This window comes from Pseudonocardia sp. WMMC193, from assembly GCF_021728735.1.
Taxonomy (GTDB): domain Bacteria; phylum Actinomycetota; class Actinomycetes; order Mycobacteriales; family Pseudonocardiaceae; genus Pseudonocardia; species Pseudonocardia oroxyli.
Genome location: NZ_JAKKDO010000003.1, coordinates 5,490,301 through 5,514,091, shown reverse-complemented (window position 1 = coordinate 5,514,091; position 23,791 = coordinate 5,490,301). Strand labels below are relative to the sequence as shown.

Genomic DNA, 23,791 nt, shown 5'->3' with positions numbered 1-23,791 from the left:
CTCCCCGCTGCCAGCCGAAGGAGGAGGCTCCTCACGTCCACCTCAGCGCCCCCTCGCGCCAGGCGTAGACGACGCCTGCCAGCAGGATCCCGAGGAAGACGAACATCTCGACGACCGCCGAGGCACCGGTCCGGGCCACGACGAGCGTCCACGGGTACATGAAGATCATCTCCATGTCGAAGGCCAGGAAGACCATGGTCAGCGGGTACCAGCGGACGTGGAAGCGGGAGAAGGCGTGCTCGACGGGAGCGAGACCGCCGGTGAACGGCGGCACGTCGACCGCGGTCGCGGCGACCCGCAGGCCCCGGGCCGCCCCGTACACGACGAGAACACCCCCGACCGCGCCGCCGAGCAGCATCAGAACCGGCCCGAACTCACCCATTCGTCGCCCCCTCCTTGCCCGTGCGGATAGCCTGCCGACCTCCGCGGGCGTCGTCCAACGCGCGCACGCCAATCCCCCTGATCGGCACCGCCGGATACCATACCCCCCTAGGGTCTTCTCGCCAGTCGGGTGAGGCGAAGGACGACGGGCCGCCGCGGGGTGGTCGACCCGGCGGCCCGGGGTGGGGAGCATCGGCGCCCCGCCCCGGGCCACCACGATTCTCAGATCGTGGGAGACAGGTTCTGCATCTCCGTGATCTCGACACGCTGGTCGTCGATGATCTTCTGCGCGAGGACCTTCGCCTCAGCGTTCTGACCCTCGGTGACCTCGGTCTGCGCCATCGCGACGGCCCCGTTGTGGTGCTCGACCATCATCTGCAGGAACATCCGGTCGAACTCGGCGCCGGCGGCCTGCTGGAGCTGCTGCATCTGCTGGTCGCTCATCATCCCGCCCATGCCGGCGGCGGAGCCGCCGGACTGACCCGTCGAGCCATGATCCATTCCGCCCATCGAGCCGGTGGAGCCGGTGGTCGCGGTCTCCGGCTCCCCCCAGGCGACGAGAAAGCCGCGGAGCTGCTCGATCTCGGGTCCCTGAGCCTGCTGGATCCTCGCGGCGAGCTGCTTGACCCGGGGGTCGGTGGCTCGTTGGGCCGCGATCTCGGCCATGGCCACGGCCTGAGAGTGGTGCGGGATCATGCCCTGGACGAAGGCGGTGTCGGCCGCGTTGTGCGCAGCCGAGGACGACGCCGCGTCGGCGGGTGCGGCCATACTCGTCGGCGCAGCGGTGGACGACGCACCAGAGGTGCTGCCGCCGTCACCGCAGGCGGCAAGGACGGTGAGACTGGCGGCGGCTGCGAGCACGCCGAGGACTGACTTGCGGTACATGGAACGAACTCCTCTGCGAAGAACTTGCGGATGCGATCGGGCCAGCGCTCTTCCGCGCTGGAGGCCGATCAGTTCCGCAGGACGCAGAGTTGGGCGAGCCGCACCGAGGTCGGCGGTGGCGATCGCAGACCACTGACCGGCCGCGCCGAAGCGGGAGCGGACGGGCGCGGCCGCCGCACGAGCAGCAGGGCAAGCAACACCGCTGCCGCCAGCACGAGAAGCCCCGTCAGCACAGCGAGACAAAGGTGCAGAAGGTCGTGCAATGCCGACATCGGCTCGTGCGGCGACGAGCGGTGCTCCACCGCAGAGACGACCTCGACGCTCAGCGCGACCGACACGGCCAGGCCGACGGACTCGATGCCGACCGGATGTGACATATCCGAGGGCATCGCTTCAACAGTCGCCGCGTACTGGGGACCGCCCGCTGGCGGAGCGGATGCCTGCGAGACGTGGGACCCGACGGTCGCGTCCCCCGCCGCGTGACAGGCCACGGTCGAATGCATCGTCACGACACCCACGATCAGCGACAGCATCAGCAGAAGCCGACACCACTCCCGTCGCCGCATCAGGTGCACCGCGCCGACGATAGTGCGACGGTCGGAGCGGCCGCACCTCGACCCGTCACAGCGCACATCCTCCCGTCGATCCACTTGAGTACGGTACCCCCCTAGGGTATCGTCGTGTCGGGAGGTAGCGATGAACGGCTATGCAGACACCAAGGACTCACACCTCAAGCGAATGCGACGCATCGAGGGGCAGGTTCGCGGGATCACGAAGATGATCGAGTCGGACAAATACTGCATCGACGTGCTCACGCAGGTCGCCGCGGTGAACAAGGCCCTGGAGGCCGTCGCCCTCGGCCTCCTCGACGAGCACCTCAAGCACTGCGTCACCGACGCGGTCGCCCAGGGCGGGCAGGTCGCAGACCAGAAGGTCGCCGAAGCGAGCGCCGCCATCGCCCGGCTGGTCAAGTCCTGATCGGCTACTCGAACTGATCTCGCCTCGCCGCGGTGCGCCCGAACGCGCATCGCCTGCTCCGTCGTGCCCCGATCCGGACCGCTGTAGCACTGGAGCACACCGGAACGGGGTCGGTTCGAAAGGAGATGAACCATGTCCACCACCACCTATTCGGTCAGCGGAATGACCTGCGCGCATTGCGTCGCGTCGGTCACCGAGGAGATCGGCGAACTTCGCGGCGTGCGTTCCGTCGTGGTCGACCTGCCCACCGGCGCGGTCACCATCGACAGCGACGACGCCCTGGACGACGCCGCCGTGGAGGCCGCCGTCGAGGAGGCCGGCTACCGACTCGTCCACACCTGATCCACCTGCCCGCACCGTCGCGGGCCCACCAGCAAGGACTTCGTCATGAACACTCTTGCGAAGCTCTCCGCCTACGGCGCGGCGCTCGCCCTGCTCACTCTCGGGGCGTACGCGACCGGATCCGCTGTCGGTCCCCTTCGATCCCCTGCTCCGGCGTCGGCCGGGCACGAGGTCACGTCCGGCGCTGAGGGCGCCGGGCACGGGGACACCCACAGCGGCGTCGTCACGGAGACCGCAGACCAGCCCGCCGGGCTGGCGTCGAGCAGGGGCGGCTACACCCTCACGCCCACCGCCTCGACGCCGACCGCGGGAACGACCACCGAGTTCGCCTTCCGGGTGACCGGCCCCGACGGGGCCCCGGTCACCGCGTTCGACGAGGAGCACACCAAGCGCCTGCACCTGATCGTCGTCCGCCGTGACACCAGCGGCTTCCAGCACCTGCATCCGACGATGGACCCGGACGGCACCTGGCGGACCGGCCTGACGCTGCCCACAGGCGGGGTCTACCGGGCCTTCGCCGACTTCACCCCCACCGGGGGTGCGGCGACGACGCTCGGGGTCGACCTCTCCGTCGCGGGGACCTACGACCCGATCGTCCACGAGTCGACCCGGGTCGCCCGGATCGACGGCTACGAGGTCCGCCTCGACGGCGAGCTCACCGCCGGGAGTTCCTCACCGGTCACGCTCACCGTGACCAAGGACGGCACACCGGTCACCGACCTGCAGCCCTACCTCGGCGCCTACGGCCATCTCGTCGCGCTCCGCTCGACCGACCTGGCCTACCTGCACGTACACCCGGACGGCGCCCCGAACGACGGGCGCACCGCCGGCCCACAGATCCGGTTCCTCGCCGAGGTCCCCTCGTCCGGGACCTACCGGCTGTTCCTGGACTTCCAGCACGCCGGCGTCGTCCGCACCGCCGAGTTCACCGTGCCCACCGGTCCCACAGGCGCGGCGCCCCAACCCGTGCCTGCTACCCCTGGGTCGGGCACTCCCACCATCGAGAACCACGGCCACCCGGCCGGCGGCGACAGCGCAGAAGGGGGGCACTGATGTCCACGACCGACACCTCCGCAGCACCTGATGCCGATGCTGATGCCCTCACCGAGGTCGAGCTCGCCATCAGCGGAATGACCTGCGCCTCGTGCGCGAACCGGATCGAACGCAAGCTCAACAAGATCGATGGGGTGAGCGCCACCGTCAACTACGCGACGGAGAAGGCGAAGGTCCACGCGCCCGACGGGGTCTCCGCGGACACGCTCCTGGCGACCGTCGAGGCCGCGGGCTACCACGCCCGCCTGCCCGAGCCGCCGACGTCCGCGGGCGCCGCCACCCGGCCGGGCACCGACGACGAGGGTGAGCCCGCCGAGCTCCGCAGCGCCGGACAGCGGCTGTGGATCTCGCTTCTGCTGTCCGTGCCGGTCGTCGTCCTGGCGATGGTCCCGGCGCTGCAGTTCACCTACTGGCAGTGGATCTCGCTGACCCTGGCCGCACCGGTGATCGTATGGGCGGCGGCGCCGTTCCACCGCGCGGCCTGGGCGAACCTGCGCCACGGCGCCGCGACCATGGACACCCTGATCTCGATCGGCACCCTCGCCGCCTTCGCGTGGTCGCTCTACGCCCTGCTGTTCGGCACCGCGGGCCTCCCGGGCATGACGCATCCCTTCGAGCTGACCATCAGCCCGTCGGACGGCGCGGGGAACATCTACCTCGAGGTCGCCGCCGGGGTGACCACGTTCATCCTGGCCGGGCGGTACTTCGAGGCCCGCTCGAAGCGGCGCGCAGGCACGGCCCTGCGCGCCCTGCTCGAGCTCGGGGCCAAGGACGTCGCGGTCCTGCGCGAGGACGCCGACGGGACCACCCGCGAGGAGCGGATCCCGGTCGCGCAGCTCGCCGTCGGTGACCGGTTCGTGGTCCGCCCCGGAGAGAAGATCGCCACCGACGGGACCGTGGTCGACGGTTCCTCGGCCGTCGACGCGTCGATGGTGACCGGCGAGTCCGTGCCGGTCGAGGTCGGCGTCGGGGACGAGGTCGTCGGGGCGACCGTCAACGCGGGCGGGCGCCTCGTCGTCTCGGTCCGGCGGATCGGCGCCGACACCCAGCTCGCTCGGATGGCGCGGCTCGTCGAGGAGGCTCAGACCGGAAAGGCACAGGTCCAGCGCCTCGCCGACCGGATCTCCGGAGTCTTCGTGCCGATCGTGATCGCCTTGGCGGCGGTCACCCTCGGGTTCTGGCTGGGCACCGGGTCCGGGGCCGCGGCGGCGTTCACCGCGGCGGTCGCGGTCCTGATCATCGCCTGCCCGTGCGCGCTGGGCCTCGCCACGCCGACCGCACTGCTGGTCGGGACCGGGCGCGGCGCCCAGCTCGGGATCCTGATCAAGGGCCCCGAGGTCCTGGAGTCGACCCGCCGGGTCGACACCGTGGTCCTCGACAAGACCGGCACCGTGACCACCGGCCGGATGACCCTCGTCGCCGTGCACACCGCCGACGGAGTCGAGGAGCAGGAGGTACTACGCCTCGCCGGAGCCCTGGAGGACGCCTCCGAACACCCGATCGCGGCGGCGATCACCCGCGCGGCCCGGGAACGAATCGGCTCGCTGCCCGCGGTCGCGGAGTTCGCCAACCACGAAGGACTCGGGGTGCAGGGCGTCGTCGACGGGCACGCCGTGCTCGTCGGGCGGCCCCGCCTGCTGCAAGAGTGGAGCCTGCCCCTGCCCGACGAGCTCGCCGGGGCGGTGCAGGACGAGGCCGCCCGTGGTCGGACGGCCATCGCCGTCGCATGGGACGGACGCGCCCGCGCCGTGCTCGTCGTCGCCGACGCGGTCAAGGACACCTCGGCCCAGGCCATCGCCCAGCTCGTGGGTCTGGGCCTCACCCCGATCCTGCTCACCGGCGACAACCGCGCCGCCGCGGAGGCGGTCGCACAGCAGGTGGGCATCGACGTGGGACCGGACACCGTGATCGCCGAAGTGCTGCCGCAGGACAAGCTCGCCGTGATCGAGAAGCTGCAGGCGGGCGGCCGGGTCGTGGCGATGGTCGGCGACGGAGTCAACGACGCCGCCGCGCTCGCCCGCGCCGATCTCGGGCTCGCCATGGGCAGTGGCACCGACGTGGCGATCGAGGCGGCCGACATCACCCTGGTCCGCGACGATCTCCGTACCGCGGCCGACGCGATCCGGCTGTCCCGCCGCACGTTGGGGACGATCAAGGGCAACCTGTTCTGGGCGTTCGCCTACAACGTCGCCGCACTGCCGCTGGCCGCTCTCGGGCTGCTCAACCCGATGCTCGCCGGTGCGGCGATGGCGTTCAGCTCGGTGTTCGTCGTCGGGAACAGCCTGCGGCTGCGGCGCTTCACCCCGATGGGCTGAGAGGACGGCGTTGAGGGGCACGGCCGGTCCGTTCATCCGTGGACGGGCCGGCCCGGCCAACGGCTCATCGGCTGGACCGACGCCGACGTCACAGTGGTAACACGCTGATATTCCAAGTGGCTCAATGTGATCTCCCCCGATGTGCGGCGTAGGTGGTCCAGCGGCCTGCGGCGGCGTCGGCCCAGTGGTGGGCGGTGCCGGGGTGGATGCCGAGTAGGTCGGCGATGACGATCGGTGGGAGTTCCGCGGCGAGGTGGAGGAGGGCGGCGTTTCGGGTCAGGCGCAGTGGTAGTCCGTGGCGGGCGAGGCGGCGCATGATGGTGCTCGGGTCTGCGGGTCGGTCGGGTCGGCGACCGGGGAACAGCCATTGGTGGTCGGCGAGGGTGGCTGCGATGCCGCCCGGTCGGCCGTCGGGTAGTCGGGTGATCAGCGCGGCCAGTGCAGGAGGGACGAGGAGCTTCTCGCGGCCCAGGTTCAGCCCGATGACCTCGTCGCCGAGGTGGGTGATGTCGGTGTGGGTCAGGCGGCAGATCGTGCTGGCGCGTTGGCCGTAGAGAAGCACGAGGAGTCCGGCGACGCGGTCGGCTGTGGGGATCGTCGGGTCGTGTAGCAGTTTCCGGCTGAGGGTTACGCGGTGGTTGTCGTCGATGAAGTCGCGGGGTGGTTGGCGGGCGGGTGTGGTCGGTGTGGAGTAGCCGGTCCGGTGGTGGCGATGGGCCCAGGTCAGGAAGTCGATCCCGGCTCGGGAGTTCGGGATCGCGGCGAGGGCGCTGTCGAGATCGGCTTGGGTTGCGTCGCTGAGGGTGTGTCCGGTGGTGCGTAGTCCGGAGATCAGTCGGGTGGCCGCGGTGATGTGGTTGCGTGCTTTGGCGAGGGCTGCGGGGGTGAGGGGTTCGTGTTCGGCGCGCTCGCGGACTCGGCGTAGGAGGTGCCAGGTGAGATAGCTGCGTAGCAGTGCCTGGTCGGCGGGGTGGGTGAGGCGGGTGATGGCGTCGTCGGCTCGCTGTCGCAGGCGGGCGAGGGCTTCGTCGCGCTCCGGGAGTGCGCCGGCGGCGACGAGGAGCCTGCGGAGGTGGTCGATGGAGGTCGCGGTGGTCGGGGAGGCCTGCTCGTGCGCGGCGTCATCGAGGGTGGTGTGGGTGAGGGGGAGCTCGCCCGCGGTGATGGCGGTGAGTAGGCGTGCGGCGGGGCTGCGGTGGAGCCAGTTCAGTGCGACTCGGGGGTTGTCGACGGTCGCGATCGCTTCGCGCAGCGCGATGAGCCCTGGATGGAGGTCGGTCCCGGTCGGGGTGAGGGTCTTGTCGAGTCGGGCGGTGAGCTGGCAGCGGAAACAGATCGGTGCCCGCCCGGGCCCGGTGGTGCGGCAGAGGTCGACGACGCCGCAGCGGTGGCAGGTCAGCATGGGTGCCTGGTGGCAGGTCGGACAGAGGTCGGGGCTGGTCGCGGTGGCGCGGACGGCGACGCGACGGGTGCGGCCGCAGCCTCCGCAGGGTCGCTGCGGATAGACCAGGCAGCGGTTGCAGAGAGTCTGTGAAGTCGGGTCGTGGTGTTTGCGACGGGTCGCCGCCGGTGCGGGTCGGCCGCACTGGTCGCAGCGGTGGACGGGGGCGTGCCGGTGGGCGTAGCAGGTGACGCAGAGCGGTAGGCCGTCGGCGGTGCGGGCGTTGACCGGGCGTGGGCGTGCGCAGCCGCTGCACTCCTTCCAGGTCGCGGGGTCGCGGTTGCGGCAGGTCGCGCATCGCGCTGCGCCGTCGACGCGGTCCTTGACCCGGCGGGTGCGGTTGCAGAAGGCGCATTCGGCGGTGCTCATGGTTCGTCTCGCACGATTCGGGCCCGGGTCGGGGCGGAGGGCCGCGACGCGGTGTCGGCGGGTCCTGCTGGGTCGGCGGGGTGGCCGGGGGTGGTGCCGGTGCGGCGGGCGCGTCGGGTTCCGGGTTGCGCGGCGGTGCTGATCAGATCCGCGGGGGTGACGTCGAGGATGTCGCAGAGCGCGGCGAGGACCTGCATGTTCAGCCGCTCCGGTGTGCCGGTGACCAGGCGGTAGACCTGGGTGTAGTGCAGCTCGACCCCCCGTTCGGCGAGCAGCGGGACGAGGTCGGTGGTGGCGAACATGCCGCGTTCGGCCATCAGCTGTCGCAGGTTCCAGGCGTAGCTCACCGTGCGCGTCACTGGTCCTCCTGGCGGCCGTCGTGGGCGTGGTCGGTCGGGGTGCCGGTCGGGGAGTCGGCGGGGAGTGCGGCGTCGAGCGCGCGGCGCAGCATCCGGTTCTTGAAGTCGCCGCTGACGCCGGTGTAGAGCGCGGTCGTCGAACCCCAGCGGTGGCCGACCTGCTGCTGGACGAAGAACGGGTCGAACCCGTCCTCGATGAGGTGGGTGACGTAGGAGTGGCGCAGACAGTGCGGGTGCAGCTCCGCCGGGAGCCCGAGCTCGTCTCGGTACTGGGCGAAGCGGGTGTCGATGTAGGCGGCGCGGATCCGCCCGCCTCGTTCGGTCGGCCAGAGTGCCGGTTGGGCGCCCGGGGTGTAGGCGGGCCGCACGTGCTCGAGGTACTCCTCGAGAACCTCGACCGACCAGCCCATGACCGTCAACACCGTGCGTCGACGCGGCGGGCTGCCGCGCATCGCCTTGCCGTAGCGGACGTTGCAGGCACCGAGGCGGCCGAACTCGGGAGCCTTCGGGTTGCGGGTGAAGTCCCCGATGTCGAGCATCGCGGCCTCTGTGCGGCGCAGTCCGTAGGCGTAGATGACCTTGAACAGGGTGGCGTCGCGGAACGCGGCGACCGAGCCCTTGCGGCCCAACCGGTCTGCTCGCCCGACCTGTTCGTCGGCGAAGTCGAAGAACTTCTGCAGCTCGACCCTGGTGAACGGGCGGACCTGCGGTCGGGCCTCGTGATCGGCGGCGTGGCGGGCGGTGTTCCACTCGTGGCAGATCTGCACCGGATGCGTGCCGAAACGCTGCAGACACTCGTCGGACCAGCCGTAGCGGCGGTCGATGAGGTAGCTCAGGAACAGTGCCACCGAGTTCTGGTAGTACCGCAACGTCGAGTGCGAGCACGGCGACGGCCCCGAGCGCAGCGCACCGGCCCAGTCCTCGACGTCGCCGGGCGACCACTGCCACGGCCACGAGCCGGTGAAGTGCGCGAACCGACGCAACACGCCCTCGCGCTGCCCGATCGTGATCATCGACAGCAGCCGGGCGGACTGCTGCCCGGCCCAGCCCGCCAACATCGCCTCGAATACCGCGTGCTCGGGATTCAGGTGCGTGACATTCCCATCCAACTCGCGATGCGCGGCACCGGGCACATCGAGCCGTTCCTGCATATCCACCTCCGCTTGCATTGGGCGCAGGAAGATAGCATCAGATGCAATCTGAGCTGCTCCACTGCAGCTCAGCGGCATGCAGGCAGCGGGGTGAGAGGGACTGTTCGATCTGCAGGTCGCTGGTCGTCGTCGCGACCCAAGCGCCTGGATCTTGCATTCAGTGAAATTATGCATGCTAACGTTCGAAGCTCACGTGGATGTGGTCGTAGTGGCCGCCTACGGCATCGGTGGGGTCGTACACACCACCGCCGCTGTAGCGGCGGCCCCACCCGCCCTCGTCGGGCACCCCGGGGGTCCAGATCCGCCCCTGCCAGATGATGTAGGAGACCTCGAGGGCGGCGGCGTTGGTACGGAACCACTCCGCGGCACGCCAGCCGTTCGCCAGCTCGACGCCCTGCGCGCCGAGGCCGGGGGTGCCGGGGAAGAAGTCACAGCCCTTGCCTAGCGGATGGTCGCTGGTGGGGTTGGACGGGCGGGACGCATGGCAGCCCGTGGAGCGCATCAGCTCACCTCGGCGTAGCCCACCGAAGGCCCGCTCGGCCTGGTCCAGGGCGTAGCGGGTCACCGGTGTGACACAGCCGTTGGTGGTGGGGTCGTCGGCGGTGCAGCCGTTGCTGTTCCCCGCGAACGGCGCGGCCGGATCGACTTCGCGGGGCTCACCCCGACACGCACCCGGTGCGGCCCCGCTGTCCGCCGCCGACGGTGAGGCGACGGGTCGAGCACGCGGAGCGGCGGCGGGACTCGACGCTACCTCGGCGAGCGCGTCGGCGGCGGTCTGTTCCCACTTGGCGTAGGCGAGCGGGAACCCGGATCGCTGCACCGTCTGCGCCGCCTGCCACAACGGCATCTCCGTCCACGCGGGCACAGCGAGGAGCCGTTCGAAGAACCGTTCGGCCGCGTAGGCGGGGTCGCGTACCTGCGCCGGGTTACCCCATCCCTGGGAGGGGCGTTGCTGGAACAGCCCGAGGGAGTCCCGGTCGCCGTAGTCGAGGTTGCGCAGGCCGGACTCCTGCAACGCGGTGGCCAAACCCACCCACAGGCCCCGTTCCGGGACCGCCATGGACCGTCCGGTCGACACGATCGCCGCGGCGTTCGACAGCTGCTCGGCGGTCAGCCCGCTCGCGCCGGAGGCCTCGATCGGCGTCCGTTCGGGATTCGGCTCGCAGGACCCGGCTCGGACGGGCGTAAACATCAGGAACGAGACCCCGACGAACGCGACAGCCCCAGCTGCACCGAGAACTGCGAGGACGAGCAGCAGCACCAGCAGACGACGCCCGAGACGGCGACCGGCGAGCACGGCGTGCTCGCGGCCGCTCAGCACACCTGCTCCTGGGCCCTCGTCTCCGACGGCCCGCAGGACAGATGCCAGACGACGGGTTCTGGGCTGAGCCGGTTCACGGTGTCAGGGGGTCACGGGTCAGGGGGTCACGGGCGCGAGGGTGGTCCAGGTGCGCCCGGCATCCTCGGAGGAGACCACCGCCTCGGTGGTGGCGGCCAGGTAGCGATCGGGGCCGACGACGGCCAGGGCCGTCGGTGCCGCTCCGAGCTCCCCGCTGACACGCCATCCATCACCGTAGCGGCCCCACACCCGGCCGCTGGTGTCGACTCCGACGAGGTCCGGTTCCCGATCACCGTGCAGGTCGGGAACCGTCTCCACGAAAACGAGCGGGCCGCTCATCACCGGGATCGGTGCCATGAGGGTGAAGGTGTGGCCGCCGTCGCGGCTCTCGGCAGGCCCCTCGGGCGTGGTCGCCCACAGGTGTCGTGGGTCGGTCGGGTCCACGGCCAGGTCCGCCAGGCTCCCGCGGGACCGGGGCTCCCACGTCCGGCCACCGTCGTGGCTGGCCTGAACCGTCGCGGTCAGCGAGTCCCAGCCGTAGACGACGGACCCGGCGACGGTGATGGCGTGCAGGTCCGCGGCGCCTGCGAGCGACACCTCGGTCCAGCTGCGGCCGCCGTCGATACTGCGGACCAAGCCCAGCGACGACGCCGGACCGGCCGGATCCTCATGGGGCTCCCCCGGGTGACCCGAGGCCAGGAACTGCCCCGGACCTGTGATGGCGAACCCCATGAGGTCGTGGCGGCTGTCGCCCACCGCCTCGGCACCGTCTGGCTCGAGACGGACCAGCCCGCGGTGCGTCGCCACGTACACGAGCCCGTCGCCGGGATCGATGCCCAGGCCATGGAGGTGGCCACTCACCGCGTTCCCAGGCGATGCCACCACCGGACCGGGGCCGGGCTGGGCCGGTCGCCCGCACGCCGCCACCACGGCCACGGCCACGGCCACGGCCACGGCCACGAGACAGAGCCTCAGCGAGGCCGTCCCAGGTCGGCGGTAGGCCGTCGTCACCGGCCCGCCTCGGCGTCGAGGTCCCAGATCGCGCAGCCGTCCTGCTCCGTCGTGCGCAACACACGGGCGGTGTCGGCCAACCACGTCGCGAGCGAGCCACCTGCGGGCACGAGTTGCGGGTTCCCGACCACCAGGAAACGGGCACCGGCGGAGCGCAGGGCCGCGACCTCGTTGGGGGTGTGCCGGTCGGCGGGCAGACTCCATCCCTTCCTGTCGGCGAGGAAGAACACCACCGGCTCTTGGAAGTTGTTGGCCACCGCGCCATCGGTGGTGAGGCTGGTCGTGCTGATCACGACCAGGTCGGTCGGCGTCGAGACGGCGTCGAGCTCGGTGGCGCAGGTTCCGAACACTCCGGACCGGTCCGGCAGCGACCCCACGAACACGTTGACCGACTGGGCTCCCAGCGCGAGCACCGCCGACACCGCCACGAGCGCCGACACCCCGCGGCTCCAGCGAGACCTCGCCCAGCCTAGAGCGGCGGCGAGACCCGCACCGGTGGCGATCGCGGCGTAGGGCAGGGAGTAGACGTGGTACTGGATGCCCATGTCGGTGCTGCTGTAGCGACCGGCGGCGAAGTAGTAGACCGTCAACGCGACCGCCCCCGCACCCAGCAGTGGCAGCGCGGAGGTCCCGGCACGGGTGGGACGGCCTGCACGGCGTCGCCACAGCAGCACGACGCCGAGCACGGCGAGAGGCAGACCGACCAGGCCGTAGATGAAGATCGTCTCCGAGCGCAGGTTGCCCAGGTAGAACTCAGGACTCAGCCACATCGCGAGGCTGCCCCACTTGCTGTCGCCACCGGAGATGACGCCGAAGGTGTTGCCGTAGGTGGCATGCAACGTGGCCGCGTGTCGCAACCACAGGGCAGGCGCCACCAGTGCCGCGAGCCCGGCCGCATAGAGCGAGACCCGGCGCAGCCGGTCCCGCGCCGCGAACACCAACCACAACCCGATCACGAGACCGATGTGCAACGACGTCGGCTTGACCAACGCCGCCGCCGACGTCGCCGCGGCCGCCCACACGAGGAACACCGGGCGGTCCTCCTGCAGCCACCGGCAGAACCCGAGCAGCGCGAGCAGGTAGAACGCCAACACGGTCGCCTCGGGCATGAACGCCGTGCCCCACCGCATGAACGCAGGCGAGACGAGGAACGCCACCAGAGCCCACCGGGCCGGCGTGACCGGCAGCAGCCGTCGGGCCAACCCCCAGAACGCCGCCGCCGCGATGAGCATGAAGCCCAGCGAGATCAGCCGCCCGAGGACGACGTGCTCACCGAAGACCAGGTACGTGACCGCGGTCAGCCACGGCAGGAGCTGGAACTCGGTCTCGACATACCCGGGACCGGACCCGCCCCAGTTGATCTGCGGGAAGAAGATGTTCATGCCGTTCGCGGCGAAGTTGCGCGCGATCGTGGCAGTATCGCTCTGCCGCCAGATGTCGCCCGGATAGGTCATCGGAGCGAACGCGCGCACCGCGGCCAACGCCACCACGACGGCGGCGACGGACCACACCCACCACGGCAGGGACCACAGCCCTGACGTTCTCGGAGACTTCTTGATCTTCTGGGTGGTCTCGGCGTCACCGGACGGCCGCCACCCAGCGTTCTGCTGGGAAAGCACAGCTCAACTCACTTCGCTGGAACGCAGATGCGCGCTACGGCGAGGCCTTCGACAGCCTCGGGGAGATCGGCGCGCTCGAGATCGAGGGCGCCGTGCGGACGGGGGACCGTCCGAGCGAAAAGCGAGTTGAGCGGCCTACGTCCGCATCACGCAGAGCAGATGGGAGGGTGAGTCGGGAAGCTCACCCGCCGACGCGGGGGCGAAAAGCGGTCCGACACGCACCGTGGACTGCACGGATGCGCCACCGACGACCGCCGCAGGCAACACGTCGCCCAGGGATCTCGAAGGAGTAGCGATGAGGACCGGGGACGATTCCGGCGCGCACTGCTCCGAGTCGGAAACGGAGCCGTCTGCGCGGGAAGGAAGGGCGAGGTGCCCCTCGTCGAGCGACTGCGGTCGATCCGACACCCCGAAGGCCGTCGACTGCTGCCGGGCACCGTCGACCAGCACAGAACCGACCGAAACGGCTCCGCCCTGTGCGGCCGTCGACTCATGGGCGTCGCGGCAACAACACAAGGCCACGAGACCGGCGACGATCAGCAGCGCGGCCACAAGGGCCATGACACGCAGAGAGCCTCCGGCCTGCCTGCGCGTGGTAGCCGATCGGCCATCGCGCACAGACGACGCCCACGAAAGCGGCGCCGCGGCTCGAGTCACAGCCGGGAGCGTAACCGCGAACGCTGTGGACACGCTGAAACAGGTGAACGCACGCACCTATCCACCGCCGAACCCCGAGCCCTATGTGAGCACGGTTCGGCCGACGCGGTCTCGGACCCCGTGGATCGCTTGCCGTCCGGCGACCTACTCGTTGGACTGCTACTCGACAGCTTGTCAAGGAGTTCCTGTCATGGCTGACCGGCGCTTCTGATCGAGGTTGCCGGGCTCGTGGGACTGAGCGGCCCATGGTGGGCTGAGCAGCAACCGCAGTCCGTTCAGGCACACCAGCACCGTGGACAGTTCGTGACCGGCCACCCCGACCGCCAACGGCAGCGTGCCGACGAGATCCCAAGTCACCAAGGCGACGATGACAGCTGCGGCGACGGCCAGGTTCGCCCGTGCGATGCGCTGGGCCCGGCGGGCGAGCCCGATCAGCGGGGCCAGTGGGCCAAGCGGGTCGCGGAGCATAACGCCGTCGGCCGCCTCCATCGACAGCGTCCCTGCACCGTCTCCTACAGCCAGCCCGACGTGCGCCGTCGCCAGCAGTGGGGCGTCATTGATGCCGTCGCCGACGGCGAGCACACGCCGCCCGCCGCGCTCGAGAGCTTCAACGACCGCGGCCTTGTCGGCGGGCAGCAGACCAGCTCGCACCTCGTCGACCCCGATGTGGGCGCCCACCAGGCGGGCAGGCGCCTCGGCGTCGCCGGTGAGCAGGACGGGCGTGGCGACGGTCGAGCGCAGAGCGGTGATCGTGTCGGCGGCACCCGCTCGGATCTCGTCGGCGAGGACCAGTACCCCGACCTGCTCGTCGTCGACCCGGACGACGACAGCGGTATGTCCCTTGCGTTCCGCCTCAGCCACCTGCCCGAGAGCCGCGGTGGGTCGGCCCACGCTCACCGTGACGCCCCCCACCTCAGCCCGTACGCCCTCGCCGGGCAGAGCGATGAAATCTCGGACCTCGGGGAGCCTCAGGCCACGACAGCGAGCCTCGGCGACGACAGCCCGGCCGAGAACATGCTCCGAGCCGTTCTCCACAGCGGCGGCGAGGGCCAGCAGCTGGTCAGCGGATCGCCCGTCGAAAGGCTCGACGGCGAGGACCTCGGGACGACCGCGGGTGACCGTGCCGGTCTTGTCCAGAGCGACAGCGTCGACCTCGGCCAGCGCCTCCACGACACCAGCGTCTTTGAGCAGCACGCCACGACGCCCAGCGACGGCGACGGCGGCGAGCAGCGGCGGCATGGTCGCGAGTACCACCGCGCACGGCGAGGCGACGATCATGAACGTCATCGCGCGCAGCAGAGTGCCCCTGAGGTCCGCGCCGAACAGCAGCGGACCGACGAGCAGTGCGAGCGTGGCGAGGACGACGACCACGGAGTAGCGCTGCTCCACCCGCTCGACGAACAGTTGCCGACGCGACTTCGTCTCCGCCGCCCGCTGCACCTGCTCGGCGATGCCGGCCATGACCGTGTCGGCGGGGTCGCGGTCGACCAGCACCCGTACCGTCCCGGTTCCGTTGGATGTCCCTGCAAGAACCGGATCGCCCTGGGCGCGGCGCACCGGCAGCGGCTCACCGGTCAAGCTGGATGCATCGACCTCGGTGACCCCTTCACTCACGATGCCATCGGCCGGGATCTTCTCCCCCGGCCTCACCACGACCTCGTCGCCGATCATCAGATCCGACGTTCGCACGACCTCCTCGGCTCCGTCGGTGAGGCGGCGAGCGGTCTGCGGCGCGAGGTCCAGCAGACCGGTGATGCTCGCGCGAGTCCGAGCCGTCATCACCGCCTCGAGCGCACCGGAGCTCGCGAAGATCACGATCAGCAGCGCTCCGTCGAGTTGCTGGCCGATGGCGGCCGCACCGACCGCGGCGACGATCATCAACAGGTCGACGTCCAATGTCCGCTGACGCAGCGCCCTCAGCCCGGAGCGCGCCGGTTCCCATCCGCCGGCGAGATAGCAGGTCGCGTAGAGCGGGCCGACCAACGGCCACGGCGCTCCGAGCAGGTCGGCGGGTACAGCCGTGGCGAAGAAGAACAGGGCCAGGACGGCACTCCGCACTTCGGGAAGGGCAAACATGCGTGTCACCATACCTGCGAACCAACGCAGATACGCACTGAGCTGATGAGTGACCCTGATATCTGCGCTCTCACTCAGGTGTTCGCTACAGTCGAGACGTGCACGAAGGCATCCCCGACTTCGCGATGCCGTCCGAGCAGGAGGTTCGCCGGGCGGCCGACTCCCTGCGCCTGCTCGCCGACCCCACCCGAATCAAGATCTTGTGGGCGCTCCTCCAAGGCGAGACGTCAGTGGCGTGCCTCGCGGAGCTGGTCGGAGCCGCGCCCACCACGGTGAGCCAACACCTGTCCAAGCTGCGGCTCGCCGGGTTGGTCGAGGGACGCCGAGAAGGCACGTTCATCTACTACACCGCCGAGAACGCGCACGTCCGCGCTCTACTCACCGAGGCCCTGCAGCAGACGCGGCAGCCGACCCACTGACCTCGAACGGGACGACCTGTCGACCTCAGGTCGGCGGAAGGCCGGCGAGCGGGGCCAGGACGCCCCGGGCCAGGCCCAGTGCCGCACTGACTCCGAGGACGCGCAGCACCGGCCACCGCAGCGCGAAGACCAGTACCGCCAGCACGGCGATCCCGACCGGCACCGGGCGGAGACTGTCGGGAACCGGCAGCAGTAGGGCGAGCGGGCCGGCGTCGAGCGTGATCGTCGCATTGAAGAAAGTGTGCACAGCGAAGTAGAGCGCCAGGTTGACGATCACTCCGACGACCGCGGCAGTGATCCCGGTCAGCGCGCCGGCCGGAGAGCGGTTGCCGTGCGGGCGCTCGATACAGGGGGCGCCGAGGAAGATGAACAGGAAGCTGGGCGCCAAGGTAACCCATGTGACCAGCAGTGCGGCCACGATGCCCGCGACCCACGGGCTGAACGGGCCGGTGTCGGCGTAGGCGCCGAGGAAGGCCACGAACTGGACCACCATGATCGGCGGTTCCGGGGTGGTCTCGGCCAGGCCGAGCCCGCGGACCATGTCGGTGGCGGTGAGCCAGCCGAAGGTCTGCACGGCGTGTTCGGCCACGAACTCGAGCACCACGTAGGCGCCGCCGAAGGAGACCAGCGCGGTGCCGGCGAAGAACACCAGACGTCCCGGACCAGCTTGAGAATCCGTATCGAGCGCTCTACCGAGAGCTCCGGTCACGGTCGCGAACGATTCGGCCTGATCACCACCGACAAGGTGGTGAGCCTCCCAGCCTCGCCCCTGATGAGCGACGACAGCGCCGACGGCCCCGTTCCGACCGACCCAGGCAGCGGTCAAGCCGATGCGGATGCGCGGCTGGTGTGGTCCTCGCCGCGAACTGCCTGCTCTACGAGGCAGACCCCGGACGTGTTGGCGGCCTTGCCACCGGCTCCTAGCGGCCGATCGTGTCGAGAGCTCCGCGGACGTCCGCGGTCGCGGCGCGGTTGAAGGGGAGCTTGGAGAGCACCGTGCCCATGGCGCAGGTGTTGCTCACCGCGGCGAAGACGAGGCCCGCACCGATGCCACCGGCGACGAAGCGCAGCTTGGGGGCCCAGATGCTGCCCAGGACGCTCGTCGCGACGATGCCGCCGGCAACGAGGCGGACCTGACGCTCCAGCACCCAGGTCGTCGAGGTCCGGGTCTCGACGGGGGCGTCGGCGGTGTGCCACGCGTTCATGCCGCCGTCGAGGACGGAGACGTTCTCGGCGCCGGCCGCCGCCAGCATGCCCGCGGCACGGGTCGCGCGGCCACCGGACTGGCAGATCATGACCAGGGAGCGGGCGGCGCGATCGGCGATCTGCCGACTGTGCTGCTCGATCTGGTCGACGGGGACGTTGAGGGCTCCGGCGATGCTGCCGGTGCGGAACTCGCCGGGGGTCCGGACGTCGAGGAGGACGGGGCCCTCGGTGGTGGAGAGCGCGGCGCGCAGGGCGGCGACGGTGGTCTGGTCGTGCAGTGTCGAGCTCGGCATCAGGCCGGGTTCCTTTCGATAACTCTGCAGGTCAGCCTTGCAGTGAGAGGTGATCGAGGGTCGGGGTGGGCCAGCCGACCGTCGAGCTGCACCACTGCAGCCAGTGTTCGACGGCTGCACGGGCGCGGTGGTGGTCGATGCGCTCGCTGGTGGCGACCAGAGCGGATACCGCGGCGCTGATGTCGCGGCAGTTCAGCTCGGTGAGGGGGAGGTCGATGCCGATCTGGTCGGCGAGGGGGCCGAGCGCTCCGGCGCGTTCGCGGCGGGTGTGCAGGTGCCGGCAGGCGGTGGAGGTCAGGTAGGCGACGACGGCGTCGCCGACGGTCACGGGCCGGAACGGTGGGGTGGTGATCATCGCGGCCTCCCGACCGGTGGGTTCAGAGCGCGACGAGGCTCTGGACGCCGACGAAGAGCCCGACGGCGACGAGCATGACGGCGAAGTACCTGGTGAGGGTGGCTCCGGAGAGTCGGTCGGCGACGCGCTTGCCGATCAAGGTGCCGAGGACCGCAGCGATGGTGAAGGGGGCGACGACGTGCAAGTCCAGGTGCATGCCACCGAACCGCGAGACCACGGAGGACATCGAGTTCAGCACGATCACCAGCAGCGAGGTGCCCACGGCCAGGCTCATCGGCATGCGCAGCACGATGACCAGGGCAGGGACGACGAGGAAGCCGCCACCGACGCCGAGGAAGCCGGTGAGGAACCCCACCGCCGCTCCGCAGGCCACGACCTTGGCCGCAGTGAACAGGAGCGCGGAACGTGCAGGACGGGTGCGCACGGCGACGACACCGGCGCCGGGTGAGCTGGTGTCGGGGTCGTCCGGTGGAGCGGGTTCGGGATCGCGTCGGGCATGGAGCAGCATCGCGACCGCCGCGACGATCGTCAGCGCGGCGAAGGCCAACAGCAGCACGGGCTGGCTGACGTGGCGGTTGAGGAGCGTGCCCAGATAGGCGGCCGGTATCCCGACGACGCCGAGGGCGATGCCGTTGCGCCAGTCGACCCCGCCACCCTTGATCCTCGCGACGGCGCCGACCGCGGCGGTGATGCCGACGATGATGACGCTGCTGGTGGTCGCGTCCTGGGCGCTCTGGCCGAGGACGTAGACCAGGGCGGGGACGGTGAGTACACCACCGCCGCCGCCCAGCCCGCCGACGACGACGCCCATGACCAGGCCGAGTGCCGCCGCGAGGGCGAGCATCAGGCGACCGCGCCGGGGGTGCCGTCGTCACGGGCGACGGTGCGGCCGGCCTCGGCCCAGGCCTTCATGCCGCCTGCGAGGTTGCGGACGTCGATCCCGGCGGCGGCGAGCAGGACCGCGGCCTTCCCGGATCGGTTTCCCGAGCGGCACACCGCGACGACGACGCGGTCGCGGGCGACGGTGCCGGCGTCGAGCGAGCCGAGGGGGATGTGGAGCGCCTCGGGGATGTGGCCTGCGGTCCACTCCCCGGGTTCGCGGACGTCGAGCAGCAGTGCACCCTCGTCGGCGAGCGCGGCGGCCTGGGCGGGATCGACCTGGGGGATCTCGGGCGTGGTCATCGGTGAGCCTCTCGGGTCGCGCTGGTGAGCTGGAATCCGTCGTGCTGGGGGAAGGAGGCGGTGACGCTGAACCGATCGCCGCGCACGATGGTCTGGCGCCACTCGACGGGCCGGCCGTGGGCGCAGCCGAGGCGGTCGATCGCCAGTACCGCGACCTCGGACGAGCGCACGAGCCCGAGGAGGTCCCGCTCGCCGCGGCCGGGGACCAGAGCGCGGATCTGTTCCTGGCCGCCGGTCAGGTGCACGCCGCAGAGTCGGGCGTACTCGTCGTAGAGGGCCGTGCGGGCGAAGTCGACGTCGAGCAGCGGCGCGGCCAGCGCACCGGGCAGCCACACCCGGTCGACGGCCAGTGGCTCGTCGTCGGCGAGGCGCAGGCGTTCGAGGTAGACCAGCGGGGTCGACTCCTCGAGTCCGAGCCGGGCGGCCACGACCCCGTCGGCGCGCAGGTCGAGGGTGTGCACGATCGAGCGCTGCACCTGCCCGGTCCGTTCGACCGCGGCGAACAGGCTGTAGAGGGTGCCCAGCGACTGCTGGAACTCCTCGGGCGGCAGCACTCTAGGGGTGCGACCACGGGCGGCGGACACCGCGCCCTCGCGGCGCAGCCGCCCCACCGCCTCACGGGCGGTGTGGCGGCTCACGTCGTACTCGCGGGCCAGCGCAAGCTCGCCGGGGAAGGACTCAGCGAACTCACCGTCGGCCATCCGCCTGCGCAGGTCGCCCAGCATCTGGACCCACAGGGAGCCGCCACCACCGTGTCGGTCGAGCGGTCGAGCACCCATGATCGTTCAACTCCCACTGTTCGGGACGCCTGTCGGTAATGTACGGTCATTCGTAGTCGACAGCAAGGGAGGCTCCCGTGGGTCTGTCCGTCGCAGTGATCGAGACCAGTGAGTTGGGTGACCGCAGCTACGTGGCCCACGACGGTGAGGTCGCGGTGGTGGTGGACCCACAGCGGGACCTGGACCGGGTCGAGGCTCTGGTCGCGGAGCTGGGCGTGCGGGTGGGGATGGTGGTGGAGACCCACATCCACAACGACTACGTGACCGGCGGCGTGGAGCTGGCCCGCCGGACCGGCGCCGCCTACCTGGTGGCCGCCGCCGACGAGGTCGAGTTCGCCCGCGACCCGGTCTCCGACGGCGACGAGCGCACCGTGGGCGCGCTGACGGTGCGGGTGCTCGCGACACCGGGGCACACCGACACGCACCTGTCCTACGTCGTCGGCGACGGCGGGTCCGCGCCGGTGGTGTTCACCGGCGGCTCGCTGCTGTTCGGCAGTGTGGGGCGCACCGACCTGGTCGACCCGGCCCGCACCGAGGAACTGACCCGCGCCCAGTTCCACTCCGCCCGCCGCCTGGCCGAGCTGCTCGACGACCACACCGCCGTCTACCCCACCCACGGGTTCGGCAGCTTCTGCTCCTCCGGAGCCGCGACCGGCGGCGACGCCAGCACGATCGGGACCGAACGCGGCCGCAACGACGCGCTCGTCGAACCGGACGAGGACACCTTCGTCGAGCGGCTGGTCGCCGGGCTGACCGCCTACCCCAGCTACTACGCCCACATGGGCGCCCGCAACCGACAGGGCCCCGGCCCGGCGGACCTGTCCGCGCCCGAGCCGGTGGACGCCGACGAGCTGCGGCACCGCATCAAGGCCGGCGAGTGGGTGGTGGACCTGCGCGACCGCACCGCCTACACCGCCGAGCACATCAGCGGAACCATCGGCATCGCGCTGGGGGCGCAGTTCTCCACCTACCTGGGCTGGCTGATCCCGTGGGGCACCCCGCTCACGCTGATCGGCGAGACCGCCTCCCAGGTCACCGACGCCCAGCGCCAGCTCGTCCGGATCGGGATCGACCGACCCGCCGGCGCCGCCCTGGGCACACCCGCCGAGCTGGCCCCACCCGACGAGCTGCGCAGCTACCCGAGCTCGACCTTCGCCGCGCTGTCCGCGGCCCGTGAGCGCGGTGACGCCCCGGTGGTGCTGGACGTGCGCCGGGACGACGAACGCGCCGGGGGCCACATCCCCGGCTCGGTCCACCTCCCGCTCAACCAGCTGCTCGACCGACTCGGGGACGTGCCCGACGGCGAGCTGTGGGTGCACTGCGCCTCCGGGTTCCGCGCGAGCATCGGGGCTAGCCTGCTCTCCCGCGCCGGACACCACGTCGTCCTGATCGACGACGAGTACGCCACGGCCGTCGCCACCGGCCTCGCCATCTCCGAGGAGAACCGATGAACGACGCGCTCCGCAGCGGCCCCCTGGTCCTCCGCCAGTACTACCTGGGCTGTCTGTCCCAGGCCTCCTACCTCATCGGGGACACCGGCACCGGGCGCGCCGTGGTGGTCGATCCCAGCGCGACATCGCCCAGTACCTGCGCGACGCGGAGTCCGAGGGCCTGCGGATCGAGCGGGTCCTCGAGACCCACGTGCACGCCGACTTCCTGTCCGGTCACCTCGAGCTGGCCGCCGCCACCGGCGCGCCGATCTCCTACGGCGCCGCCATCGACCACGGGGCCGTCGAGTTCCCGATCGAGCCGCTCGCCGACGAGCAGGTGCTCTCCCTCGGCGCGGTGACCCTGCAGATCCTGCACACCCCCGGCCACACACCGGAGTCGATCTGCATCGTCGTCCACGACACCCCGGGCGGGTCGCCGTGGGGGGTCCTGACCGGGGACACGCTGTTCATCGGCGACGTCGGGCGGCCGGACCTGCTCGGCGGGGCGGGCTGGTCGGCCGAGGAGCTGGCCCGCGCGCTCTACCGCTCCACCCGCGATCGACTGCTGACCCTGCCCGACGACACCCGGGTCTACCCCGCGCACGGCGCCGGCTCGGCCTGCGGGAAGAACCTGTCCACCGAGACCTCCAGCACCATCGGCGAGCAACGCCGGCACAACTACGCCTTGGCCCCCATGGACGAGACCACGTTCGTCGCCGCTGTCACCGAGGGCCAGACGGCCGCACCGATGTACTTCGAGTTCGCCTCGCACCGCAACCGCGAGGCCCGACCCGTCCTCGACGAGACCGCCCCCGTGCCCGCGCTCTCTCTCGACGAGGTCGACGCCGCCGTCACCGCCGGGGCGCTGCTGCGCGACACCCGCGACCCGCAGGACTTCGCCTCGGGCCACCTCGCAGGCTCGGTCAACGTCGGCCTCGGCGGCCGGTTCGCCGAGATGGTCGGACAGGTCGTCACCGCCGACACCGACATCGTGCTGGTCGGCGAGTCCGGCACCGCGGCCGAGGCCCGCAACCGCTTGGCCCGCATCGGGTTCGACCGCGTCCTCGGTCACCTCGCCAGCGGTCCTGGCGCAGCCCCACCGGAGCGACTGCGCACAGCGGGGCGGATCGCCGCCACCCGGTTGACGGAGCTCGTCGAGCAGGTCCAGGTCGTCGACGTCCGCGGGCCGGGTGAGGTCGCGACCTCCGGGATGGTCCCCGACGCGGCCGCGATTCCGCTGCCCGCACTGGTCTCACGGCTCGCCGAACTCGACCCGGACGCTCCGACCGTCGTCTACTGCGCGGGCGGGTACCGCTCCTCGATCGCCGCGTCGCTGCTGCGCGCCCGCGGGTTCGGTCGCGTCGACGACCTGCTCGGTGGCTTCGGTGCCTGGGCGGACGGGTCCCGCCCGGTCGAGCGGCCCGTGCCCGCCTGAACCGCGACGCTCAGAAGGGGACCGAGGCCGTGTGCGCGGCGCGCGCTGCCTCGCCGATCCGCCCGAACAGTCCGCGCAGACGCGATTCAGCAACCGGAGCAGCAGCCCCGACGGTCGACTGATCCCGGTCAACGACGAATCCGGAGGGGCTGTCCGGTCGAGACAGCGAGTCCGGGCGCGAGACGGGGGTGGTGCTCATGGCGGGGATCCTCACAAGGGGGCGACGACGGGCGGCGACAGCCGACCACGCCCCACAGGATCGGGGCTGGTCAGCGCGCCGGGCGACAGAGCCGGTCGTCGATGGAGAGCTGATCGGTCGCGAGCAGGCACACGCAGTACGCGCGCCGCATCGACGGTCCCTCAGCACTCACGTCGATTAGTGCACCATCCGCACCGGTCCTCGTGCAACCGAGCGTGATGCCGCCCTCCTATTGGAGGGCGAGAGTTCGGATGGCCAACCGGGCCGCCTCCCCGCCCGAGTCCACAGCGACATCGATGGCGGAGCTGACGTCGAGGTCGTCGCGCAGCGCCGCCCGCACTACCGCGCCTCCCGACCGACGTGGCGTCCGCGCATCACGATGCTCGCCACGCCGCGATGGCGACGCGCTGGGCCTGCCCGCCGGAGAGCTCTACCAGCGCGACCGCCGTCGATGATCAGGGCGAGGTCGACGCGGCCGGACGATCGGCCAGCGCACGACACCGCCACAGAGCCCGAT

The 23,791-nt window shown here is 71.1% G+C and carries 25 protein-coding genes; 7 read left to right on the top strand and 18 right to left on the bottom strand.

Going from position 1 to position 23,791, the window contains the following annotated elements; translation table 11 throughout:
* Nucleotides 1-31: 31 nt before the first annotated feature.
* From L3X23_RS28355 to L3X23_RS28345, 3 genes are all read right to left on the bottom strand, one after another.
* Complete coding sequence (locus tag L3X23_RS28355; RefSeq protein WP_237195952.1) at nucleotides 32-382, bottom strand: NADH-quinone oxidoreductase subunit A; 351 nt, start codon at nucleotides 380-382, stop codon at nucleotides 32-34.
* 221 nt (nucleotides 383-603) lie between these two features.
* Nucleotides 604-1,266, bottom strand: coding sequence for a DUF305 domain-containing protein (locus tag L3X23_RS28350; protein ID WP_237195951.1), 663 nt, complete (start codon nucleotides 1,264-1,266; stop codon nucleotides 604-606).
* Nucleotides 1,267-1,334: 68 nt separating this feature from the next.
* On the bottom strand, nucleotides 1,335-1,832 hold the full coding sequence (locus L3X23_RS28345) for a hypothetical protein (RefSeq protein ID WP_237198141.1): 498 nt from the start codon (nucleotides 1,830-1,832) through the stop codon (nucleotides 1,335-1,337).
* A 130-nt stretch (nucleotides 1,833-1,962) separates the two neighbouring features.
* Between L3X23_RS28345 and L3X23_RS28340 the strand changes: the two genes are divergently transcribed.
* The 4 genes from L3X23_RS28340 (at nucleotide 1,963) to L3X23_RS28325 (ending at nucleotide 5,954) form a co-directional block, all read left to right on the top strand.
* Entirely contained in the window at nucleotides 1,963-2,244 is a 282-nt protein-coding gene (locus L3X23_RS28340) for a metal-sensitive transcriptional regulator (protein WP_181779204.1), read from the top strand.
* Between the two features lie 132 nt (nucleotides 2,245-2,376).
* Nucleotides 2,377-2,586: a heavy-metal-associated domain-containing protein gene (locus L3X23_RS28335; protein WP_237195949.1), complete on the top strand. Its 210-nt coding sequence runs from the start codon at nucleotides 2,377-2,379 to the stop codon at nucleotides 2,584-2,586.
* 45 nt (nucleotides 2,587-2,631) lie between these two features.
* The gene (locus L3X23_RS28330) at nucleotides 2,632-3,639 is read left to right on the top strand and encodes a DUF748 domain-containing protein (protein WP_237195948.1); all 1,008 of its coding nucleotides are present in this window, start codon (nucleotides 2,632-2,634) and stop codon (nucleotides 3,637-3,639) included.
* Complete coding sequence (locus L3X23_RS28325; protein WP_237195946.1) at nucleotides 3,639-5,954, top strand: cation-translocating P-type ATPase; 2,316 nt, start codon at nucleotides 3,639-3,641, stop codon at nucleotides 5,952-5,954. The genes L3X23_RS28330 and L3X23_RS28325 overlap by 1 nt, the downstream gene beginning before the upstream one ends.
* 121 nt (nucleotides 5,955-6,075) lie before the next feature.
* Here the strand turns inward: L3X23_RS28325 and L3X23_RS28320 are convergent, their stop codons facing one another.
* The 8 genes from L3X23_RS28320 to L3X23_RS28285 all read right to left on the bottom strand — a co-directional run bounded on the left by L3X23_RS28320 (nucleotide 6,076) and on the right by L3X23_RS28285 (nucleotide 15,976).
* A complete protein-coding gene (locus L3X23_RS28320; protein WP_237195944.1) occupies nucleotides 6,076-7,764 on the bottom strand; it encodes a hypothetical protein in 1,689 nt (562 codons plus the stop codon).
* Entirely contained in the window at nucleotides 7,761-8,123 is a 363-nt protein-coding gene (locus tag L3X23_RS28315; RefSeq protein ID WP_237195942.1) for a helix-turn-helix transcriptional regulator, read from the bottom strand. Before L3X23_RS28315 ends, L3X23_RS28320 begins: the two co-directional genes overlap by 4 nt.
* Nucleotides 8,120-9,274 (bottom strand): tyrosine-type recombinase/integrase, encoded by a 1,155-nt coding sequence (locus L3X23_RS28310; RefSeq protein ID WP_237195940.1) that lies wholly within the window; start codon nucleotides 9,272-9,274, stop codon nucleotides 8,120-8,122. Before L3X23_RS28310 ends, L3X23_RS28315 begins: the two co-directional genes overlap by 4 nt.
* 175 nt (nucleotides 9,275-9,449) lie before the next feature.
* Entirely contained in the window at nucleotides 9,450-10,595 is a 1,146-nt protein-coding gene (locus tag L3X23_RS28305) for a hypothetical protein (RefSeq protein WP_237195939.1), read from the bottom strand.
* A 96-nt stretch (nucleotides 10,596-10,691) separates the two neighbouring features.
* Nucleotides 10,692-11,573, bottom strand: a complete 882-nt coding sequence (locus L3X23_RS28300) for a F510_1955 family glycosylhydrolase (protein WP_237195937.1) — start codon at nucleotides 11,571-11,573, stop codon at nucleotides 10,692-10,694.
* A gap of 47 nt (nucleotides 11,574-11,620) precedes the next feature.
* Nucleotides 11,621-13,243, bottom strand: coding sequence for a glycosyltransferase family 39 protein (locus tag L3X23_RS28295; protein ID WP_237195935.1), 1,623 nt, complete (start codon nucleotides 13,241-13,243; stop codon nucleotides 11,621-11,623).
* Nucleotides 13,244-13,378: 135 nt separating this feature from the next.
* Complete coding sequence (locus L3X23_RS28290) at nucleotides 13,379-13,795, bottom strand: hypothetical protein (RefSeq protein ID WP_237195933.1); 417 nt, start codon at nucleotides 13,793-13,795, stop codon at nucleotides 13,379-13,381.
* Between the two features lie 279 nt (nucleotides 13,796-14,074).
* Nucleotides 14,075-15,976 (bottom strand): heavy metal translocating P-type ATPase, encoded by a 1,902-nt coding sequence (locus L3X23_RS28285; protein WP_237195931.1) that lies wholly within the window; start codon nucleotides 15,974-15,976, stop codon nucleotides 14,075-14,077.
* A gap of 98 nt (nucleotides 15,977-16,074) precedes the next feature.
* Here L3X23_RS28285 and L3X23_RS28280 point away from each other — a divergent pair, with 98 nt between their 5' ends.
* Nucleotides 16,075-16,395 carry a metalloregulator ArsR/SmtB family transcription factor gene (locus tag L3X23_RS28280; RefSeq protein ID WP_237195929.1) on the top strand — a complete coding sequence of 107 codons (321 nt, stop codon included), beginning with the start codon at nucleotides 16,075-16,077 and terminating at the stop codon, nucleotides 16,393-16,395.
* Nucleotides 16,396-16,420: 25 nt separating this feature from the next.
* On the opposite strand, the gene L3X23_RS28275 is transcribed toward L3X23_RS28280, so the two are convergent.
* The 6 genes from L3X23_RS28275 to L3X23_RS28250 all read right to left on the bottom strand — a co-directional run bounded on the left by L3X23_RS28275 (nucleotide 16,421) and on the right by L3X23_RS28250 (nucleotide 20,210).
* Nucleotides 16,421-17,221, bottom strand: coding sequence for a chromate transporter (locus L3X23_RS28275; protein ID WP_237195926.1), 801 nt, complete (start codon nucleotides 17,219-17,221; stop codon nucleotides 16,421-16,423).
* A 94-nt stretch (nucleotides 17,222-17,315) separates the two neighbouring features.
* Nucleotides 17,316-17,894 (bottom strand): rhodanese-like domain-containing protein, encoded by a 579-nt coding sequence (locus L3X23_RS28270; RefSeq protein WP_237195924.1) that lies wholly within the window; start codon nucleotides 17,892-17,894, stop codon nucleotides 17,316-17,318.
* A 31-nt stretch (nucleotides 17,895-17,925) separates the two neighbouring features.
* Complete coding sequence (locus tag L3X23_RS28265; RefSeq protein WP_237195922.1) at nucleotides 17,926-18,249, bottom strand: hypothetical protein; 324 nt, start codon at nucleotides 18,247-18,249, stop codon at nucleotides 17,926-17,928.
* Nucleotides 18,250-18,271: 22 nt separating this feature from the next.
* A complete protein-coding gene (locus L3X23_RS28260; RefSeq protein WP_237195919.1) occupies nucleotides 18,272-19,093 on the bottom strand; it encodes a sulfite exporter TauE/SafE family protein in 822 nt (273 codons plus the stop codon).
* The gene (locus L3X23_RS28255; RefSeq protein ID WP_237195917.1) at nucleotides 19,093-19,431 is read right to left on the bottom strand and encodes a rhodanese-like domain-containing protein; all 339 of its coding nucleotides are present in this window, start codon (nucleotides 19,429-19,431) and stop codon (nucleotides 19,093-19,095) included. Before L3X23_RS28255 ends, L3X23_RS28260 begins: the two co-directional genes overlap by 1 nt.
* Nucleotides 19,428-20,210 carry a GntR family transcriptional regulator gene (locus L3X23_RS28250; RefSeq protein WP_237195916.1) on the bottom strand — a complete coding sequence of 261 codons (783 nt, stop codon included), beginning with the start codon at nucleotides 20,208-20,210 and terminating at the stop codon, nucleotides 19,428-19,430. Before L3X23_RS28250 ends, L3X23_RS28255 begins: the two co-directional genes overlap by 4 nt.
* A gap of 83 nt (nucleotides 20,211-20,293) precedes the next feature.
* On the opposite strand from L3X23_RS28250, the gene L3X23_RS28245 reads away from it, so the two are divergent.
* Together L3X23_RS28245 and L3X23_RS28240 are read left to right on the top strand one after the other, a co-directional pair.
* The gene (locus L3X23_RS28245) at nucleotides 20,294-21,661 is read left to right on the top strand and encodes an MBL fold metallo-hydrolase (RefSeq protein WP_237198140.1); all 1,368 of its coding nucleotides are present in this window, start codon (nucleotides 20,294-20,296) and stop codon (nucleotides 21,659-21,661) included.
* A gap of 49 nt (nucleotides 21,662-21,710) precedes the next feature.
* Nucleotides 21,711-23,075 (top strand): MBL fold metallo-hydrolase, encoded by a 1,365-nt coding sequence (locus L3X23_RS28240; protein ID WP_308116988.1) that lies wholly within the window; start codon nucleotides 21,711-21,713, stop codon nucleotides 23,073-23,075.
* Between the two features lie 10 nt (nucleotides 23,076-23,085).
* Here the strand turns inward: L3X23_RS28240 and L3X23_RS28235 are convergent, their stop codons facing one another.
* Nucleotides 23,086-23,274: a hypothetical protein gene (locus tag L3X23_RS28235; protein ID WP_237195914.1), complete on the bottom strand. Its 189-nt coding sequence runs from the start codon at nucleotides 23,272-23,274 to the stop codon at nucleotides 23,086-23,088.
* Nucleotides 23,275-23,791: the final 517 nt, after the last annotated feature.

Excerpts from the sequence above, each read along its gene's own strand:
- L3X23_RS28355 (WP_237195952.1), bottom strand. The coding sequence starts at position 382 with ATGGGTGAGTTCGGGCCGGTTCTGATGCTGCTCGGCGGCGCGGTCGGG.
- L3X23_RS28350 (WP_237195951.1), bottom strand. The coding sequence starts at position 1,266 with ATGTACCGCAAGTCAGTCCTCGGCGTGCTCGCAGCCGCCGCCAGTCTC.
- L3X23_RS28345 (WP_237198141.1), bottom strand. The coding sequence starts at position 1,832 with ATGCGGCGACGGGAGTGGTGTCGGCTTCTGCTGATGCTGTCGCTGATC.
- L3X23_RS28340 (WP_181779204.1), top strand. The coding sequence starts at position 1,963 with ATGAACGGCTATGCAGACACCAAGGACTCACACCTCAAGCGAATGCGA.
- L3X23_RS28335 (WP_237195949.1), top strand. The coding sequence starts at position 2,377 with ATGTCCACCACCACCTATTCGGTCAGCGGAATGACCTGCGCGCATTGC.
- L3X23_RS28330 (WP_237195948.1), top strand. The coding sequence starts at position 2,632 with ATGAACACTCTTGCGAAGCTCTCCGCCTACGGCGCGGCGCTCGCCCTG.
- L3X23_RS28325 (WP_237195946.1), top strand. The coding sequence starts at position 3,639 with ATGTCCACGACCGACACCTCCGCAGCACCTGATGCCGATGCTGATGCC.
- L3X23_RS28320 (WP_237195944.1), bottom strand. The coding sequence starts at position 7,764 with ATGAGCACCGCCGAATGCGCCTTCTGCAACCGCACCCGCCGGGTCAAG.
- L3X23_RS28310 (WP_237195940.1), bottom strand. The coding sequence starts at position 9,274 with ATGCAGGAACGGCTCGATGTGCCCGGTGCCGCGCATCGCGAGTTGGAT.
- L3X23_RS28285 (WP_237195931.1), bottom strand. The coding sequence starts at position 15,976 with ATGTTTGCCCTTCCCGAAGTGCGGAGTGCCGTCCTGGCCCTGTTCTTC.
- L3X23_RS28270 (WP_237195924.1), bottom strand. The coding sequence starts at position 17,894 with ATGCCGAGCTCGACACTGCACGACCAGACCACCGTCGCCGCCCTGCGC.
- L3X23_RS28265 (WP_237195922.1), bottom strand. The coding sequence starts at position 18,249 with ATGATCACCACCCCACCGTTCCGGCCCGTGACCGTCGGCGACGCCGTC.
- L3X23_RS28260 (WP_237195919.1), bottom strand. The coding sequence starts at position 19,093 with ATGCTCGCCCTCGCGGCGGCACTCGGCCTGGTCATGGGCGTCGTCGTC.
- L3X23_RS28255 (WP_237195917.1), bottom strand. The coding sequence starts at position 19,431 with ATGACCACGCCCGAGATCCCCCAGGTCGATCCCGCCCAGGCCGCCGCG.
- L3X23_RS28250 (WP_237195916.1), bottom strand. The coding sequence starts at position 20,210 with ATGGGTGCTCGACCGCTCGACCGACACGGTGGTGGCGGCTCCCTGTGG.
- L3X23_RS28235 (WP_237195914.1), bottom strand. The coding sequence starts at position 23,274 with ATGAGCACCACCCCCGTCTCGCGCCCGGACTCGCTGTCTCGACCGGAC.